Here is a 16152-nt window from a genome sequence, read left to right as displayed (position 1 = left end):
CTCCTGTTTTGCCAAATGGGATCGATTAGTACAAACGTATGCGAAAACAAGCCGTTTCAGAAGAAGTTTTTACTGAGGAAAACGATGGGGGAGAGCAAAACGGCGCCCATTTTGCGCATAAAAAACACCGCCCCGGAAGGTGTCCGAGACGGTGCCTGTCGGGCTTGCGCTTACGCCCGCGAAACGTACGTGCCGTCGGCCGTATTAATGATGAGCGTGTCGCCTTCGTTGACGAAAAACGGCACTTGAACGACAAGGCCGGTTTCGAGCTTCGCCGGCTTCGAACCGCCAGAAGCGGTGTCACCTTTAATGCCCGGCTCTGTTTCGACGACTTTCAGCTCGACGGTGTTCGGCAGCTCGACGCCGATCGTTTCGCCTTGGTACATCATAATAAATACTTCCATATTCTCTTTCAAGAACTTCAATTCATGCTCGATTTGTTTCGCCGGCAGCTCGATTTGTTCGTACGTTTCCATATCCATAAAAACGTGTTGGTCGCCGTTGGCGTACAAATATTGCATTTTGCGTGTGTCGATTTGCGCCCGGTTCACTTTTTCGCCGGCGCGGAACGTCCGCTCCTGAATGGCGCCGGTGCGCAAATTGCGCAGCTTCGAACGGACGAACGCCGCCCCCTTGCCCGGCTTGACGTGCTGGAATTCAAGGACGCGCCAAATCTCGCCGTCCACCTCAATCGTAAGTCCTGTGCGAAAATCGTTGACTGAAATCATTAGCCGAAATCCTCCTCACGCAATCCATTATAAAATGATCAGTTCTTTTGGCGAATGGGTGAGCGCTTCGTTCCCGTCAGCAGTAATGACCGTATCGTCCTCGATGCGCACCCCGCCAAGCCCCGGGATGTAAATGCCCGGCTCGACGGTGACAACCATGCCTGGCTCAAGCACGACATCCGAACGGAACGAAAGCGTCGGCCCTTCGTGAATTTCCAATCCAATCCCATGGCCGGTCGAATGGCCGAAATAGTCGCCATACCCTTTTTCGCGGATGTAATCGCGCGTGAGCGCATCAGCCTCTTTGCCGGTCATGCCTGCCTTGAGCCCGTTCATGCCGCGTTGCTGCGCTTCAAGAACGATGTCATAGATCGTCCGCAGCTCCACGCTAATGTCGCCGACGGCGACCGTTCTCGTAATGTCGGAACAATACCCTTTATAGTAAGCCCCGAAATCAAGCGTGACGAGCTCGCCGCGCTCGATCGTTTTCTCTGACGCCACCCCGTGCGGCAGCGCCGAACGGTAACCGGAGGCAACGATCGTATCAAAGGAGGACGAAGACGCCCCTTGTTTGCGCATAAAAAATTCCAGCTCATTCGCCACTTCGATTTCTTTAACGCCTGGACGGATGAACGACAAAATGTGCGAAAACGCCGCATCAGCGATTTCTGCTGCTTCCTTTAATATCTTAATCTCTGCCTCTGACTTAATCAAGCGCAATTTTTCTACGAGCCAAGACGTTGGCACGAGTTCAGCGCGGATGGCTTCTTCATACGACTTGTATGCGGCATAGGTGACATGTTCTTGCTCAAAGCCAAGCCTCTTGATGCCAAGCCGCTTCACCTGATTGGCAATTTCTTCGATGATCGGCCCGCTGTGCTGGACGACTTCAAACCCTTGGGCTTGCCTCGATGCTTGTTCGACGTAGCGGAAGTCCGTAACCAACACCGCCCCTTGACGGCTGACAAGTACAGCGCCGGCCGTGCCAGTAAACCCGGTCAAATAGCGGCGGTTGTAGCCGTTTGTTACTAACAGCCCGTCGATATGCTGCTCGTCAAGAAGCTCCCGAAGCTTTTCCAGCTTTTCCATGTTTCCGTCTCCTCTTCCCTTAGAGTGTGCTCGTCTCCTCCGCTGCCTGCGTCGAGAGCGGAGAAAATCTTCGCGGTCAGGATGACGCGAAAGACCTCGTAGGCGCGCCAGTTTCACGAGCGCCCGCAGCAGCCATGGACTGATGCTGAAACATGCAAAACCTTCTTTATTTTACCATAAAGATGGTCGTTTCCGCTAGACGTCCGCGCGGCGCTTGATGCAGCACTTACTTCAGCGAAAGAAGCTTCGTCAGTTTCCTTCATTTTCCGCCTCTTTTCCGACATTTAACGCCGTTCGATTCATTTCTTGCGTTTCAAAAGAAATCGAATACCCGACAAATACGCCATATAAAATGTATAAGCAAAGCGTCGTAATAATCGTATTCGTTTCTAAATCTGCAACTGGTTGGACGTTTGGAAACAGTGGATTAAACAAATAAAAGACAATCATCCAAAGCACCACGCCATATACCATTCCCGCCCACATACCGGCGATCTTGCGCAGGAACGCGTAGTACAAAAGCGCCGCCGCAATGGAAATGATGCCGATCAGCACGATGGCCGCATAATTGCCGGCTTTCCCATATTTCCAGTCCCCGGCAACCCACGGGATGAGAATCATATTCGGACTGATTTCACTGAAATGGAAAAAATAAGCCAAATAGCCGATCAAACTCCAAAACACCCCGCCGACAAACCCGATGATGATCGTTTTTTGTATGAGCGTCATCGGCCGCTCCGTCTCCTCCTGCTCAAGCTTCCCTTTTTGTTCCGCCATCATCGTGCACCTCCTTGTCAGTTAGTATGACCGATAGCCGACCGTCCCATGAATCAAACGAAAAAATGACCGCCCTTGTGTAAATCATGGATTTTTTGGAAATCATAATAGTAGCATCAACCTAGAGGTTTCCGGATGTTTCTTGTAGAATAAAATAATAAACATAAAAAATAGGTTGGTGTTGGCCTGATGAAATCATCAATGGAGAAACCGTTATACGGCGGCCAAGCGGTCGTTGAAGGGGTGATGTTTGCCGGCAAGACGCACTCCGTCACCGCTATTCGCCGTCATGACGGGACGATTGACTATTTTACGCTGCCTCGCCGCAGCCATCCGACGCTGGCTGCCCTAAAAAAAATCCCGTTTGTCCGCGGCATTGTCGCCATTATTGAGGCGAGCGCAAACGGGGCCAAGCATTTGCAGTTTGCCAGCGAACAATATGAGGCGTCCTCGGACGAAAAACAGGCCGCCGAAGAAAACCGCTCCAAATTCGGGCTGATTCTCGGCGCCGCCGTCATCGGCGTGCTATCGTTTTTATTCGCCAAAACCATTTTTACGCTCGTTCCGGCGCTCGCCGCCGACGCCTTTAAACCGCTCGTACCGGGGAAAATGGGGCAAATTTTGCTTGAAGGAGCCTTTAAGCTTGCTCTTTTGCTCGGCTACATTTACTTTATTTCGTTGACGCCGCTTGTTAGGCGCGTGTTCCAATACCACGGGGCGGAACATAAAGTCATCAACGCTTTTGAAGCAGGGTGGCCGCTCACTGTTGAGCACGTCCAGCGCGCCTCGCGCCTTCACTACCGATGCGGCAGCAGCTTCATTTTATTTACTGTCATGATCAGCTTGTTCCTTTATTTGTTCGTGCCGACGGATCCGCTTTGGCTGCGAATCGCAAACAGGCTCGCTTTAATTCCTGTCGTGCTTGGCGTTTCGTTTGAAGTCTTGCAGTTTACAAATAAATTGAGGGATATTCCGCTGCTAAGCTGGCTTGGCTATCCCGGGCTATGGCTGCAGCGGTTGACGACAAAAGAACCGGACGATGACCAAGTGGAAGTGGCCATCGCCTCGTTTCAGCGGCTTCTTGATTTGGAAGCGGAAGCCGAAAGGAAACAAGCGGTGCAGTAATCGATCAAAGGGGGTGGACTCATTGCGGCGCCGGGCCATTCATCCGCTTGTCGGGCTTATGATTTTGCTTGGAACGCTTGGCATTGTCTATACCCTTTTTGCCCATCCGACGGTGCTGTTCCGCCAGCTGTTGTTTGTTGCGCTGTTTTTGGCCGCCATTTACCTCTTCTACCGGTTCGTATACCAACGCCGCACCGATCAAGATCGGTTATCGTATTTAAAGGCGGTGCGGCAGTCGAAAAAGCTCCATTCCCGCTCCGGGCGCAAACAAGCAAAGCCGGCGAAACTGAAGCGGCCGCTGAAAAAACGGACGGCCATTCCGCACTTGACCGTGATCGAGGGCAAAAAAGGCAAAAAAAAGAATCGAGCTTCGTTTTAGCTTGATTCTTTTTTGTTTGCCTCTGCCGTTCAGCTAAAAAATCGGCGGCAGAGGTGTGACCTATTGTCGCTTTCCCGTCTAGTACGCCCATTGGCGCAAAAACTGCCGCGTCCGCTCGCGTCCGTAATCGATCAGGCGCCGGCGCGCTTCCAGGTCGATGGAAAATTCCGTGGAAATAACGTTGTCCACCGGCAAAAAGACGATGTTTTTTTCATGGCGGCGCGAAATGTAGCGCGCATCATGCGCCTCTCTCATGGCCGCAAACAGCGCCTCATACAAATCGAGCGCATTGGTGATCGTTCGTTTCGGCCGCTCCCCTGGTTTTGGGCTCAGCTGAACGCCCAGCACCGGCCGTTTTTTCTTCTTTTCTTCATCGAACAAAAACAGCGGAAAGTTGCTCAACACCCCTCCGTCGACAATGAAAGCCACACCGTTTCGCCCGCGAAGGCGGACCGGCTCAAAGAAATAAGGAATGCTGATGCTCATCCGCACTGCCTTGGCGATGGAAAACGACCCAGGGTCAATGCCGTATATGGCTAAATCGTCCGGCAGCACGACGATGCGTCCGTTCGTCACATCGGAAGCGACGATATACAAACTGCCGGTCGGCACATCTTGAAACGTCCGCACGCCGCGGGCGGCGAGCGCCGCCTCGAGCCACCGCTCAAACGCCTTTCCTTGATACAGCCCAAGATGCCAATACAGGCGCACCCATTTCCAAAGCGAAAACGGAATCCATAGCGGCCGTTCATCCAAAAACTGCTCTAACTCCAACTCCTCAAGCAGTCGGGCGATGTCGCGGGCGCTGTAGCCTGCCGATAGCAGCGCCGAAAGCAACGCTCCCGCACTCGTGCCGGCAAGCCGCTTCCAGCGCAGACCTTTTTCCTCAATCGCTTCATACGCTCCAAGCAACGCAAACCCTTTCACCCCGCCGCCGGAAAAGACAAGATCAATGTCCACCGCCGCCTCCCCCTTTTTGCCGTTTATACATATGTAAGAAAAAAGGAGGACATTTAGTACGGCAAACAAAAAAGAGCAAGCATCGGCTTACTCTCCTTGTTCATTGCGCTTTTGGACATCGCGCAGCGCTTCAAGGCGGCGTTCGTCCTCTTGAAAATACTGCACCAAATCGCCGATCCGGTCGATGGCGTTCCAGCTCAAATGGTGTTCAATCCCTTCCACGTCGCGGTAAATGTTTTCTTCGCTGACACCGATCAAACGGAGAAACTGCTCAAGCAGCTCATGGCGGTAGACGAGCCGCTGGCCGATTTTTCTTCCTTTTGGCGTCAAGACGAGTCCGCGGTATTTCTCATACACTAAATACTCATCTTTATCGAGCTTTTGCACCATTTTCGTCACCGAGGAGGGATGGACGGACAACGCTTCAGCGATGTCAGAGACGCGGGCATAGCCCTTTTCTTCAATCAACATGTAAATTTGCTCAATATAATCTTCCATGCTTGGTGTCGGCAACGTTTGTCCCCTCCCATTACATTTGTCTGCCGCAGACAAGTGCAGCGGCCGTCAGCATCTCTCATGAACATTGCCGCTTTGCCCGCTTCGGCTAGACGCTGCCGGGCCAGTCGGCCGCCCAGGCAAACAAAAAATAGCAATCAATCCCATTATACCATGAAGGGGACATTACGTAAAATACTGCACTTGGGCCGATGGAAAAAAGCGAGCAATACCTTTCCGAGCGGATGCGGCAACGCCTCCGGTTCGAAATACACAAGTTTGGGCACAAACGGTTTCATCGTTTTCCCCCATTTCGTCCATCTTTACAGTTAGTATGGACGAGAACGGGGGAGTCGTTATCTTACTTTATTTGGAATTCTTTTTTCGTTTCCTTGTCGCCTCCTCATCCACATCCATCCGCCTCCCAACGAAACCAGCGGGCATGGCCGTCGGTTTCGGCAACGATTTGCCGGCATTCTCGGCCATTGATCATGCGATCCAGATGCAGTTTCGGATCCCACATGTTGTTATACACATGGAACAAATCCCGTTGGCGGCCGATTTCGCGAAGCTGCTCAAGATTTGCCATGACAGCTCATGAACGCAATGATACAATAAAACTAAACTGAAAGGAGGGATGCAGAATGTCTCACGAGCTTGTCGAATTGCTTCGCTCGGTGCTGAAAGAGGAATTGCAGCCGATTCATGAACGCCTCGACCGCCTAGAAGCCGGACAGCAACGCCTCGAAGAACGACAACAACGCCTCGAAGAACGACAACAACGCCTCGAAGAACGACAACAGCGCCTCGAAGAACAGCAACAACGCCTCGAGGAAAAGTTGGACCATTTCATTATCGAGACGCGCAGCCATTTCAAAAAAATCGAGGACGAGCTGGCCGACCATCGGCGCATGTTCGAGATATTGTCACATGATTGGCGCAACGCGAACATTGCGATTGAATATTTAAACCATAAGATCGGCCAGCACGATCTGGAAATTTATCAGCTAAAAAAGCGGCTCGAACTCCAAGAAACAAAGTAAAAGCGCATGCCCGATGACCGGCGCATACGCTCGAACCGCTTATCCCCGCTTGCGAATGCGGAAATTGTCTTCTAACAGCACCCAGTTTTCCGGATACGGATACCCGAGCACCCAGTAGCTGATTCCGCGCAATCCGTATTCTTTCACCAATTCAAATTTCGCCAACGCGCTGCGGGCGTCTTCAAACCATACTTCGTGCTGGCGGCCTTGCTCGTCCGTGTACCGGTAAAACGGCGAGGCGGCCGCCGCATCGTATTGGATGGACGCCCCGTAGCGAATGGCGCGGCATAGGTCAAATGGCGGCCGACTTCGCGCACTTGCTCCGCTCCTTTCTCCCCTTGGTCCACCGTAAATGCGTTCACCTCGATGAGCGGCTTCGCCGGCGGGATGATGAGCCGCTGTCCGGGGACGATCCGGTTCGGATCGGTAATATCGTTTACTTCGATCAGCTGCTGAACCGTCACTCCGTAGAACGAAGCGATTTGCGCCAGCGTCTCCCCGCTTCGCACCGTATGGATGCGCGCTGGGATGAACAACGTTGTCCCTGGATAAAGGAGCGACGGATTCGTGATCCGGTTCGCCTGTATAATCGCTTCGACCGCCACTCCATACTGGCGCGCAATTTGCCATAACGTTTCCCCTGTGCGGACCGTATGGTAACGATATGGAACCGGGATGACGAGCGCTTGGCCAACGGCTAGCCGGTTCGGGTCGCTCAGTTCATTGGCGGCGACAATCCGCTCGAGTGGAACGCCGTAACGCTGAGCCAACTGCCAAAGCGTCTCCCCGCGCTTTACGACATGAACAATCATGACGCTCCCCCTTTCGTTCCCTCCTTTTACCACTATATTTTGGCTTTTGCCTTTTATGTAAAAAAAACGCCGGTTCCTCTACGGAAACCAGCGTTTCATCCATTCAAACCCATCCGTATCGCCATTACAGGCCGCACTTCAGCTGCGCGCCGCAGCTTGTGCACGTGTTGCAGCCGCCGATCTCTTCGATCGTCCCTTCGCGGCAAATCGGGCAAATATTGCCGATTTCGGAACCGATTGTCACATCGGTGGCGCGCACATCTTGAATCGTATCAACGAGCACGACGGGGCGTTTCGTCTCTTTTTCCTCGAGCTCCTCTGGAAGCAGTTCAAGTTGCTCTTCAATCTGATTCTCCTCAGCCTTTAACGTCAACACTTGCGCATCGCGGCTGCCGTCGACATAGACGGTGCCGCCTTTCGCGCCGCCGCGCCATAAACGCTCGTACACTTTTTGCACTTGCTCGACGGTGTAGCCCTTCGGCGCGTTGACCGTTTTCGACAAGCTCGAGTCGACCCAGCGTTGAATGATGCACTGCACATCGGCGTGCGCTTCCGGCGGCAAGTCCATCGCCGTCACAAACCAAGGCGGCAAGTGGTTCGGGTCGGCTTCCGGGTGTTTGTCCAAATATTCTTGGACGATGTCCGCTTTCACTTCGATAAATTTGCCCAAGCGCCCGCTCCGGTAGTACGAGAACGAGAAGTACGGCTCAAGCCCGGTTGAGACGCCGACCATCGTTCCCGTCGATCCTGTCGGCGCCACCGTCAGCAAGTGCGAGTTGCGGATGCCGTATTTCAAAATATCTTGACGAATATCTTCCGGCATCCGTTTCATGTAGCCGGTGTTGATGAACGCTTCACGCAGCTTGCGCGTCTCTTCCTCCGTTTCGCCGACAAGAAACGGGAAGCTGCCTTTTTCTTTCGCCAGCTCGATCGATGCCCGGTATGCGGTCGTGGCGATCGTGCGGAACAGCTCATCGACAAGCTGGTTTCCTTCCTCAGAGCCGTACGCTTTTTCGCAGTAAATGAGCAAGTCTGCAAGCCCCATGACGCCAAGGCCGATGCGGCGCTCGCCGAGCGCTTGTTTTTTGTTTTCCTCAAGGAAGTACGGCGTGGCGTCAATGACGTTGTCTTGCATCCGCACCCCGATTTCGACCGTGCGTTTCAGTTTTTCGTAGTCAATGACCTTCCGTTCTTTGTCCACCATGTTCGCCAAGTTAATGGCGGCCAGATTGCACACCGAATACGGTGCCAACGGTTGTTCCCCACACGGGTTGGTCGCAACGACTTTTTGCCCGTACGCGCGGGCGTTCGTCATTTCGTTGGCGTTGTCGATGAAGAAAATGCCCGGCTCGGCTGAATACGTCGCGCAAATGTTGATCAGCTTCCACAGTTCGCGGGCGCGGATTTTCCGGTAGACGCGGACGCGATAGCCCATTTTCTCCCATTCGCGTACATCGCCGACTTCATGCCATTTTTCGTTGTAAATGCGCATTTCCTCTTCGGAATAGGTTTCCACGTCCGGGAAGCGGAGCGCGTATTCTTCGTCCTTTTCGACCGCTTCCATGAACTCTTTCGTCAGGCAGACGGAAATGTTCGCACCGGTCAAAAAGTCTGGGTTGTGCACCGTATATGTACCGCCGGTGCGCAGTTTTTCTTCGGCGTCTTTGATGATTTCTTCAGTGAAACCGCCGTAGTCAGGCGCGTTCTTGTATCGGACGATCGCTTCATACATCGCCCGCTCCCGCTCGGTGAGCGGCGTAAATTTCAGTTTGTCGCGCGCTGCTTTTTTGATGCCTTCGTCTTCCATATTTTCGAGCAGGTAGCGCAAAATGCGCGGGTTTTGCATTTTCGAGACGATGAATTCGATAATGTCCGGGTGCCAGTCAGCAAGCATAATCATTTGGGCGCCGCGGCGGGAGCCACCTTGCTCGACAAGGTGGGTCAGCTTCGCAATATCGTCAAGCCACGAGACCGACCCGGACGATTTGCCGTTCACCCCGCGCGCAAGCGTATGGCGCGGCCGCAATGTCGAGCCGTTCGTCCCAACGCCGCCGCCGCGGCTCATGATTTCCATCACCTGCTTCCGATGTTCGGAAATTCCTTCGCGCGAGTCTTTCACAAACGGCATCACATAGCAGTTGAAATACGTCACTTCCTTGCCCGAACCCGCCCCGTACAACACACGGCCGGCCGGAACAAAATTCAAGCTTGCGAGCTCTTGATAAAACTTTTCGAACCACTCTTTCCGCTTTTCTTCTGTCTTTTCCACCGCCGCCAGCCCAGTCGCATTGCGCTTGGCGATTTGCTCATAGAAAATCTCGAGCGGCTTATCAATAATGTCGAGCGACCGAACCACAATGCCGGTCTCCGCCTCTTCCCCTTCGAGCACGTGCCGGTATTCGTCTTCAATCAACACGCGCGCTTTTTTCGCCTCCCAGTCAATATCGACGATAAAACCGAGACCGCGGGCTGGGAATTTCGGGTCCTCCTTGATCGTCAACACGACGAAATCGCCCGGTGTGAGCGTCAGCTTTTCCGTATCTTTGAATGAATACCGGTCAAGCATGACCAAACGGGATACGCCTTTATGGGTGATGTGCATATCCGGCATAATCGGATGCACTTGCGGAAATAGGCGGATATCCTCGTTCAGCTTGTCAATATTGATTTTCATTTTTTCGGACGACGCCACCGTCATTCTCCTATCTCTCCTCTTTTATATAATCTCTCATGTTTTTGGCAAAGTTGTCCTGTCTTCTCTACCTTACCATATCAAACAGAAAAAAACAATATATAGTATGATTTTTTATGAAAATCATACTATATATTGTTAAAGAGAACAAATGATTTCATTTTGTCAAGCAAAAAAACAAAACACGGCGAAAAGCGGAGAAAAACGGGGGAGTGCCGCTGTTTTTGCCGGAAAACGAACGATTTACCGCGTCGCTGCTCAGCGCTTGAAGTTCCATTCGTCGCTTTCGTATTTCGCCCGCGCCAGCTCTTCAACGTACGCCCGCTCTTCGGCGGTGAGCGTGTACGGTTCCAATACGATGTTCAATCCCTTTTCAAATCCTTTGTAAAACGCCTCTTTCGCTTCCTCGATCGTCACCGTGCGGCTCGTCAACTCATTGATCGCGACTGCCTTCTTTTTAAAATCGCGCTGCAGACGCTCTTTCACCCGCTCGTTTGGATATTTAAACAAGCTGAACAGCAGCTCTTCGTCCAGATCAAGCAAAATCGATCCGTGCTGCAAAATGACGCCTTTTTGCCGCGTTTGCGCGCTGCCGGCGATTTTCCGCCCCTCAACGACAAGCTCGTACCATGACGGCGCGTCAAAACAAACGGCCGAGCGCGGGCTGCGCAAATCTGCCTTCTCTTCTTCCGTTTTCGGCACGGCAAAATACGCATCCAACCCAAGATAGCGAAATCCCTCTAAAATTCCTTGCGAAATGACGCGGTATGCTTCCGTCACCGTCTTCGGCATCGCCGGGTGCGACTCGGAGACGATCACGCTGTATGTCAATTCTTTATCGTGCAGGACGCCGCGCCCGCCGGTCGGCCGACGGACAAAGCCGAGGCCGTGCCGTTTGACCGCCTCTAAATCAATTTCTTTCTCCACTTTTTGGAAATAACCAATCGACAACGTCGGCGGATTCCAGCCATAAAAGCGGACCGTCGGCGGAATTTTGCCTTCGCTGTGCCAATCGAGAAGCGCCTCATCGAGCGCCATATTGAACGCCGGCGGGCAATAGCCGGAATCGATAAAGCGCCATACTTCTTTTGCCATCGTTCCACCTTCTCTATTGTTCCATACTCTAAACGCTGCGGCGGCTTGTCGACCACCGCCAAGGGGCGGGACGCTTTTGGCCGCCTTTATTAGTTTAGCAAACAACGCCGGTGAAGGAAAGAAAAATGGCATCGCGAAAACCTCTTTGCTTCCCGGCGGCGACTTTATATAATAGGAAATAGCAGACGAAGCGAAAGGAGGCATGACGGGTGGAAGCATTGCTCATTATTCTCGGCGCAATCATCGTGTATTCCGTCATTACGTACTTCTGGCAGAAGAGAATTGTCAAAGCATTGACAGAGGAAGAGTTCCGCGCCGGTTATCGAAAAGCGCAACTCGTCGACGTCCGCGAACCGGATGAGTTTGCGGCTGGACATATTTTAGGGGCTCGCAACATCCCGCTCACGCAGCTTCGCATGCGCATGAAAGAATTGCGCAAAGACCAGCCGATCTATTTGTACTGCCAAAACGGACTGCGCAGCGGGCGAGCCGCGCAAATGCTCTACCGAAAAGGATACCGCGACTTGTACCATTTAAAAGGCGGATTTAAAACATGGACCGGGAAAGTGAAGAAAAAAGCGTAGCCCGTTAACCAAAAAGGCGCTCTGCCCAAACAGGCAGGCGCCTCTTTTCGCATGCGCTAGACCGCCGCAAATTCCGGCGGCAGGACGACCGCCTCAAGCACCGAAGCAGCCGCGCCGATGGCGCAGCTTTTCTCTTTCAGCTTGGAGGAGATGATGGACGGCTCGCTTTCTTTTTTGACGAGAATTCGCTTTCTCACTTCTTGGCGCGCCGGACCGATCACATACTCGCCCGCTTGGGCAATCGGACCGCCGATGATGACTGCTTCTGGATTGTACGCATAAATCACCTGCAACAATCCAACGCCGAGATAGCGCCCCGTTTCCTCCAAAATGCGCGCCAGCTGTTCATCGCTTTCTGCTGCCAACGCCATCGCAGCGATGGAAAAGCGTTCATCGAGCCATTCGGAACGCCCTTCTTCAGCCAAACGGCGCTCAATGTATTTTTCCGACGCATACATTTCCCAGCAGCCGATGTTGCCGCAGCTGCAGCGAATGCCGTTGACATCGATCGTATGATGGCCGATTTCACCCGCTAGGCCGCTGACACCCCGATAGAGCTGATGGTGAAGAACGACGCCGGCGCCAATGCCGATTCCGGCGCTGATGTAAACAAAGTGGGCGAACTCGTTGCCGGCGCCGAACCACTTTTCTCCAAGCGCCGCCAGTTTCGCCTCATTCTCGACAATGACAGGACGCTCAGGCCACCGTTGCCGCAAAACAGCCGCCAAGGCGACATCGTCCCAGCGCAAGTTCGGAGCAAACACAACGGTCCCGCTTTCGGTATGGACGACGCCCGGCACGCCGATGCCGATTCCCATCACACCGTACGGTGTCGCCGGCGCCCGGCGGATGGCCGCCTCGATGAGCTCCATCATTTCGCCGATGATCGCCTCCTGCCCTTCAGACGGGCGGAACGAACGCCGTTGCTCCCAAAGAATGTCCGCGTTTAAATTGGTCAACACGGCATACAAATAGTTCACCCCCAGCTCAACGCCGATAAGCGAGCCGGCGTCGGCGTTGAAGCGAAGCATGAGCGGCCGGCGCCCGCCGGTTGACTCGCCGATTCCGCTTTCATGGACGAAATGCTCGGCGATCAGTTCGTCAACAAGCGCGGAGACAGTGGCCTTGTTCAATCCGGTTGTCTTGGCGATATCGGCGCGCGAAATCGGATGCTGGTCGCGAATCAATTTTAAGACGAGCTGTTTATTCATTTTTTTTACAAGAGAAATGTTTCCTGTCCGCACGTCTCTGTCATCCTTTTCATTTGATTGATCGAATGTGTCTTGCGAAAGGGCAGGGGCGCCTCGCTATTATGGCGGTTGCTGCATCCGTCGATTCCTGCCGTGCAGGCTTCTTAGCCATCCGCTTTTTCACTCAAGCCGTCGGGCGCCCGTGCACCGACTGTTAAGGCTAACTTCTCCATATGGACACATGCTTTTTCTTTCTTGATCTTAGTTTATATAATAAACTAATTCGACGTTTTTGTCAATGGCTCATCCGGCGTACAAAGAAACGGCCCGCTCCGTTAGGGAGCGAGCGCTCATCAATGCTCAAACGTCAGTTATTGCTATGTTTCGGTTTTTGGTAGCGCAAAATCGGCTTGCGCGCTGCGGTCGTTTCATCAAGTCGCTTCACAACGGTCGTATGCGGCGCTTCTTGAACGATTTCCGGATTTTCCTCCGCCTCTTTGGCAATTTGGATCATGGCGTCAATAAACGCGTCAAGCGTCTCTTTCGACTCCGTCTCCGTCGGCTCAATCATCATGCACTCTTCGACGATGAGCGGGAAGTAAATCGTCGGCGGATGGAAGCCGAAATCAAGCAGCCGCTTGGCAATATCGAGCGTTCTGACGCCGAGTTTCTTTTGCCGGCGTCCCGACAGGACGAACTCGTGCTTGCAATGGCGGTCGTACGGCAAATCGTAATAGTCGGCAAGCCTCCGCATCATATAGTTGGCGTTTAACACGGCGTACTCGCTCACCGCTTTTAAGCCGTCCGGCCCCATCGAGCGGATGTACGTGTACGCCCGGACGTTGATGCCGAAATTGCCGTAAAACGGCTTGACGCGGCCGATCGACTGCGGGCGGTCGTCATCGAGATAATAGCCGTTTTCTCCTTTTTCGATGACCGGCTTCGGCAAAAACGGAACGAGGTCGGCTTTCACCCCGACCGGGCCTGAGCCTGGGCCTCCGCCGCCGTGCGGGCCGGTGAACGTTTTATGCAAGTTCAAATGAACGACGTCAAAGCCCATGTCCCCCGGGCGCGCCTTGCCAAGAATCGCGTTTAAATTCGCCCCGTCATAATACAGCTTGCCGCCGGCTGCGTGGACGATTTCAGCCACTTCGACGATCTGCTCTTCAAACAGCCCGAGCGTATTCGGATTCGTGAGCATAAGCGCCGCTGTATCCGGACCGACGACGCGCTTTAAGTCCTCTAAATCAACAAGTCCATCGGCGGTCGATTTGACCGTCACCGTCTCAAAACCGGCGACCGTTGCCGACGCCGGGTTCGTCCCGTGCGCTGAATCCGGGACGATCACTTTCGTCCGGTTGAAGTCGCCGTTTGCTTCATGGTAAGCGCGGATCATCATCAGCCCGGTCCACTCGCCGTGGGCGCCGGCCGCCGGCTGCAAGGTGACCGCATCCATGCCCGTGATTTCTTTTAAATGCTCTTGCAAGTCGTACATCAACTCAAGAGCCCCTTGCACCGTTTTCTCTGGCTGAAGCGGATGAATGTGGGCAAACCCGGCGAGGCGGGCGACGTTTTCATTGATTTTCGGATTGTATTTCATCGTGCACGACCCGAGCGGGTAAAAACCGGAATCGACGCCGTGGTTTCGTTTCGAGAGCGCCGTATAATGGCGCATTAAGTCAAGCTCCGACACTTCCGGGAGCTCCGGCTCTTCAGTGCGAAGATAATCGGCCGGCACGAGCTCGCTGACATCGACAGCCGGCACGTCAAGCGCTGGCAGGCTGTAGGCGATGCGCCCCGGCTTGCTTCGTTCGAAAATAAGCGGTTGATCGTTATGCATGGCCATCCCCCAATTCATTGACAAACCGATCGATTTCTTCTTTTGTCCGCAGTTCGGTGACAGCAACAAGCATATGACCGGCAAGCTCCGGATAGTCAGCCCCAAGGTCATAGCCGCCGATGATTCCTTTTTCGAGCAGGCGATCGTTCACATCAGAAACCGGCCGTCCAAGCCGGATGACGAACTCGTTGAAAAACGGGCCGGCAAACGGCGACGACAGTCCGCGCTTTTCAAGTTCCACCTTCGCATAATGCGCTTTTTGAATATTCATCGCCGCCATTTCTTTCACGCCCCGCTTGCCAAGCGCCGACAGCGCAACGGAAGCGGCCAAGGCGTTTAACGCTTGATTGGAGCAAATGTTGGATGTCGCCTTATCTCGGCGGATGTGCTGTTCGCGCGCTTGAAGCGTCAAGACAAACCCGCGGCGCCCGTCCTCATCGGTCGTCTGCCCGACAAGACGGCCTGGAATTTTGCGCATGAGCGGCGCTTTGACAGCGAAATAGCCGCAATGCGGGCCGCCAAATTGCGTCGGGATGCCAAATGGCTGCATGTCGCCGACCACAATGTCGGCGCCAAACGCTCCGGGTGGAGTCAACACACCAAGCGCCAATGGGTTGCTGGCGACGACAAACAAACTTTTCTTTTCATGCGCAAGCGGCGCGATCGCTTTCAGCGGCTCGATTTGACCAAAAAAGTTCGGGTATTGGACGACAACGCACGCCACATCATCCCCCATTTCCGCTTCAAGCGCCTTAAGATCGGTGATGCCGCCGTCATACGGAATTTCTTTCACTTCGAGCTTCTGTCCTTTGGCGTACGTGCGCACGACTTCCCGATATTGCGGATGAACGGCGGTCGAGATGAGTACTTTCTTCCGCTTCGTATGCGCGGCGCTAAGAAGCACCGCTTCGGCAAGCGCCGTGCCGCCGTCGTACATCGACGAGTTGGCGACATCCATGCCGGTCAACTCGCACACCATTGTTTGAAACTCAAAAATCGCCTGCAGCTCGCCTTGGGAAATTTCCGGTTGATACGGCGTATAGGCCGTATAAAATTCAGAGCGCGACAGGACATGGTCGACGACAGCCGGAATATAATGGTCGTACACCCCGGCTCCTAAAAAGGAAACGTATTGTTTTACGCTGGCGTTTTTTTCCGCTAAGGCCGCAAGCTCTTTCCACAGCTCTGGCTCGGATTTGGCCGGTTTCACCTTCAGCTCGCCGCGGAAGCGGACTTGTTCTGGAATATCGGCAAACAAGTCGTCAATCGAGGCGACGCCGATCGTCTTCAGCATCTCCTGTTTGTCTTCTTCCGTCATCGGCAAATAACGATGGAGCACTGCG

General features: G+C 53.6%; 14 protein-coding genes and 2 pseudogenes. 4 read left to right on the top strand and 12 right to left on the bottom strand.

What is annotated here, in order from left to right; translation table 11 throughout:
• Positions 1–170 precede the first annotated feature (170 nt).
• From efp to CD000_RS03620, 3 genes are all read right to left on the bottom strand, one after another.
• On the bottom strand, positions 171–728 hold the full coding sequence (gene efp, locus CD000_RS03630) for an elongation factor P (RefSeq protein WP_011231892.1): 558 nt from the start codon (positions 726–728) through the stop codon (positions 171–173).
• 27 nt (positions 729–755) lie between these two features.
• Positions 756–1817 (bottom strand): M24 family metallopeptidase, encoded by a 1062-nt coding sequence (locus CD000_RS03625; protein ID WP_011231893.1) that lies wholly within the window; start codon positions 1815–1817, stop codon positions 756–758.
• 249 nt (positions 1818–2066) lie between these two features.
• Positions 2067–2597 carry a YqhR family membrane protein gene (locus CD000_RS03620; RefSeq protein ID WP_081130484.1) on the bottom strand — a complete coding sequence of 177 codons (531 nt, stop codon included), beginning with the start codon at positions 2595–2597 and terminating at the stop codon, positions 2067–2069.
• Positions 2598–2783: 186 nt separating this feature from the next.
• On the opposite strand from CD000_RS03620, the gene CD000_RS03615 reads away from it, so the two are divergent.
• Complete coding sequence (locus tag CD000_RS03615; protein WP_011231895.1) at positions 2784–3719, top strand: DUF1385 domain-containing protein; 936 nt, start codon at positions 2784–2786, stop codon at positions 3717–3719.
• 22 nt (positions 3720–3741) lie between these two features.
• Positions 3742–4098, top strand: coding sequence for an SA1362 family protein (locus tag CD000_RS03610; protein WP_096224917.1), 357 nt, complete (start codon positions 3742–3744; stop codon positions 4096–4098).
• A gap of 78 nt (positions 4099–4176) precedes the next feature.
• Here CD000_RS03610 and CD000_RS03605 read toward each other — a convergent pair whose 3' ends face one another.
• The 3 genes and pseudogenes from CD000_RS03605 to CD000_RS03595 form a co-directional block, all read right to left on the bottom strand.
• Entirely contained in the window at positions 4177–5058 is an 882-nt protein-coding gene (locus tag CD000_RS03605; RefSeq protein WP_096224916.1) for a patatin-like phospholipase family protein, read from the bottom strand.
• Positions 5059–5145: 87 nt separating this feature from the next.
• Complete coding sequence (mntR, locus tag CD000_RS03600; RefSeq protein ID WP_096224915.1) at positions 5146–5571, bottom strand: transcriptional regulator MntR; 426 nt, start codon at positions 5569–5571, stop codon at positions 5146–5148.
• Between the two features lie 385 nt (positions 5572–5956).
• Positions 5957–6133 (bottom strand): annotated as a pseudogene (locus CD000_RS03595) (DUF2332 family protein); the annotation flags it as partial.
• Positions 6134–6197: 64 nt separating this feature from the next.
• Here CD000_RS03595 and CD000_RS03590 point away from each other — a divergent pair.
• Positions 6198–6596 carry a hypothetical protein gene (locus CD000_RS03590; RefSeq protein WP_011231899.1) on the top strand — a complete coding sequence of 133 codons (399 nt, stop codon included), beginning with the start codon at positions 6198–6200 and terminating at the stop codon, positions 6594–6596.
• Positions 6597–6635: 39 nt separating this feature from the next.
• Here CD000_RS03590 and CD000_RS03585 read toward each other — a convergent pair.
• The 3 genes and pseudogenes from CD000_RS03585 to CD000_RS03575 form a co-directional block, all read right to left on the bottom strand.
• Positions 6636–7408, bottom strand: a pseudogene (locus CD000_RS03585) (LysM peptidoglycan-binding domain-containing protein).
• Positions 7409–7532: 124 nt separating this feature from the next.
• Positions 7533–10106 (bottom strand): vitamin B12-dependent ribonucleotide reductase, encoded by a 2574-nt coding sequence (locus CD000_RS03580; RefSeq protein WP_096224914.1) that lies wholly within the window; start codon positions 10104–10106, stop codon positions 7533–7535.
• 252 nt (positions 10107–10358) lie between these two features.
• Positions 10359–11195, bottom strand: coding sequence for a lipoate--protein ligase family protein (locus tag CD000_RS03575; protein ID WP_011231902.1), 837 nt, complete (start codon positions 11193–11195; stop codon positions 10359–10361).
• Positions 11196–11404: 209 nt separating this feature from the next.
• Between CD000_RS03575 and CD000_RS03570 the strand changes: the two genes are divergently transcribed.
• The gene (locus CD000_RS03570; RefSeq protein ID WP_011231903.1) at positions 11405–11779 is read left to right on the top strand and encodes a rhodanese-like domain-containing protein; all 375 of its coding nucleotides are present in this window, start codon (positions 11405–11407) and stop codon (positions 11777–11779) included.
• Positions 11780–11835: 56 nt separating this feature from the next.
• Here CD000_RS03570 and CD000_RS03565 read toward each other — a convergent pair whose 3' ends face one another.
• The 3 genes from CD000_RS03565 to gcvPA form a co-directional block, all read right to left on the bottom strand.
• Positions 11836–13023 (bottom strand): ROK family transcriptional regulator, encoded by a 1188-nt coding sequence (locus CD000_RS03565; RefSeq protein ID WP_014196334.1) that lies wholly within the window; start codon positions 13021–13023, stop codon positions 11836–11838.
• A gap of 313 nt (positions 13024–13336) precedes the next feature.
• On the bottom strand, positions 13337–14809 hold the full coding sequence (gene gcvPB / locus CD000_RS03560) for an aminomethyl-transferring glycine dehydrogenase subunit GcvPB (protein WP_047758062.1): 1473 nt from the start codon (positions 14807–14809) through the stop codon (positions 13337–13339).
• Positions 14802–16148 carry an aminomethyl-transferring glycine dehydrogenase subunit GcvPA gene (gene gcvPA / locus CD000_RS03555; protein WP_011231906.1) on the bottom strand — a complete coding sequence of 449 codons (1347 nt, stop codon included), beginning with the start codon at positions 16146–16148 and terminating at the stop codon, positions 14802–14804. The genes gcvPB and gcvPA overlap by 8 nt, the downstream gene beginning before the upstream one ends.
• Positions 16149–16152: the final 4 nt, after the last annotated feature.

Origin of the sequence: Geobacillus sp. FJAT-46040 (assembly GCF_002335725.1) — a bacterium.
Taxonomy (GTDB): domain Bacteria; phylum Bacillota; class Bacilli; order Bacillales; family Anoxybacillaceae; genus Geobacillus; species Geobacillus thermoleovorans.
Note: the sequence above shows the minus strand (reverse complement) of the source record. Positions and strands in the feature narration are given on the sequence as shown.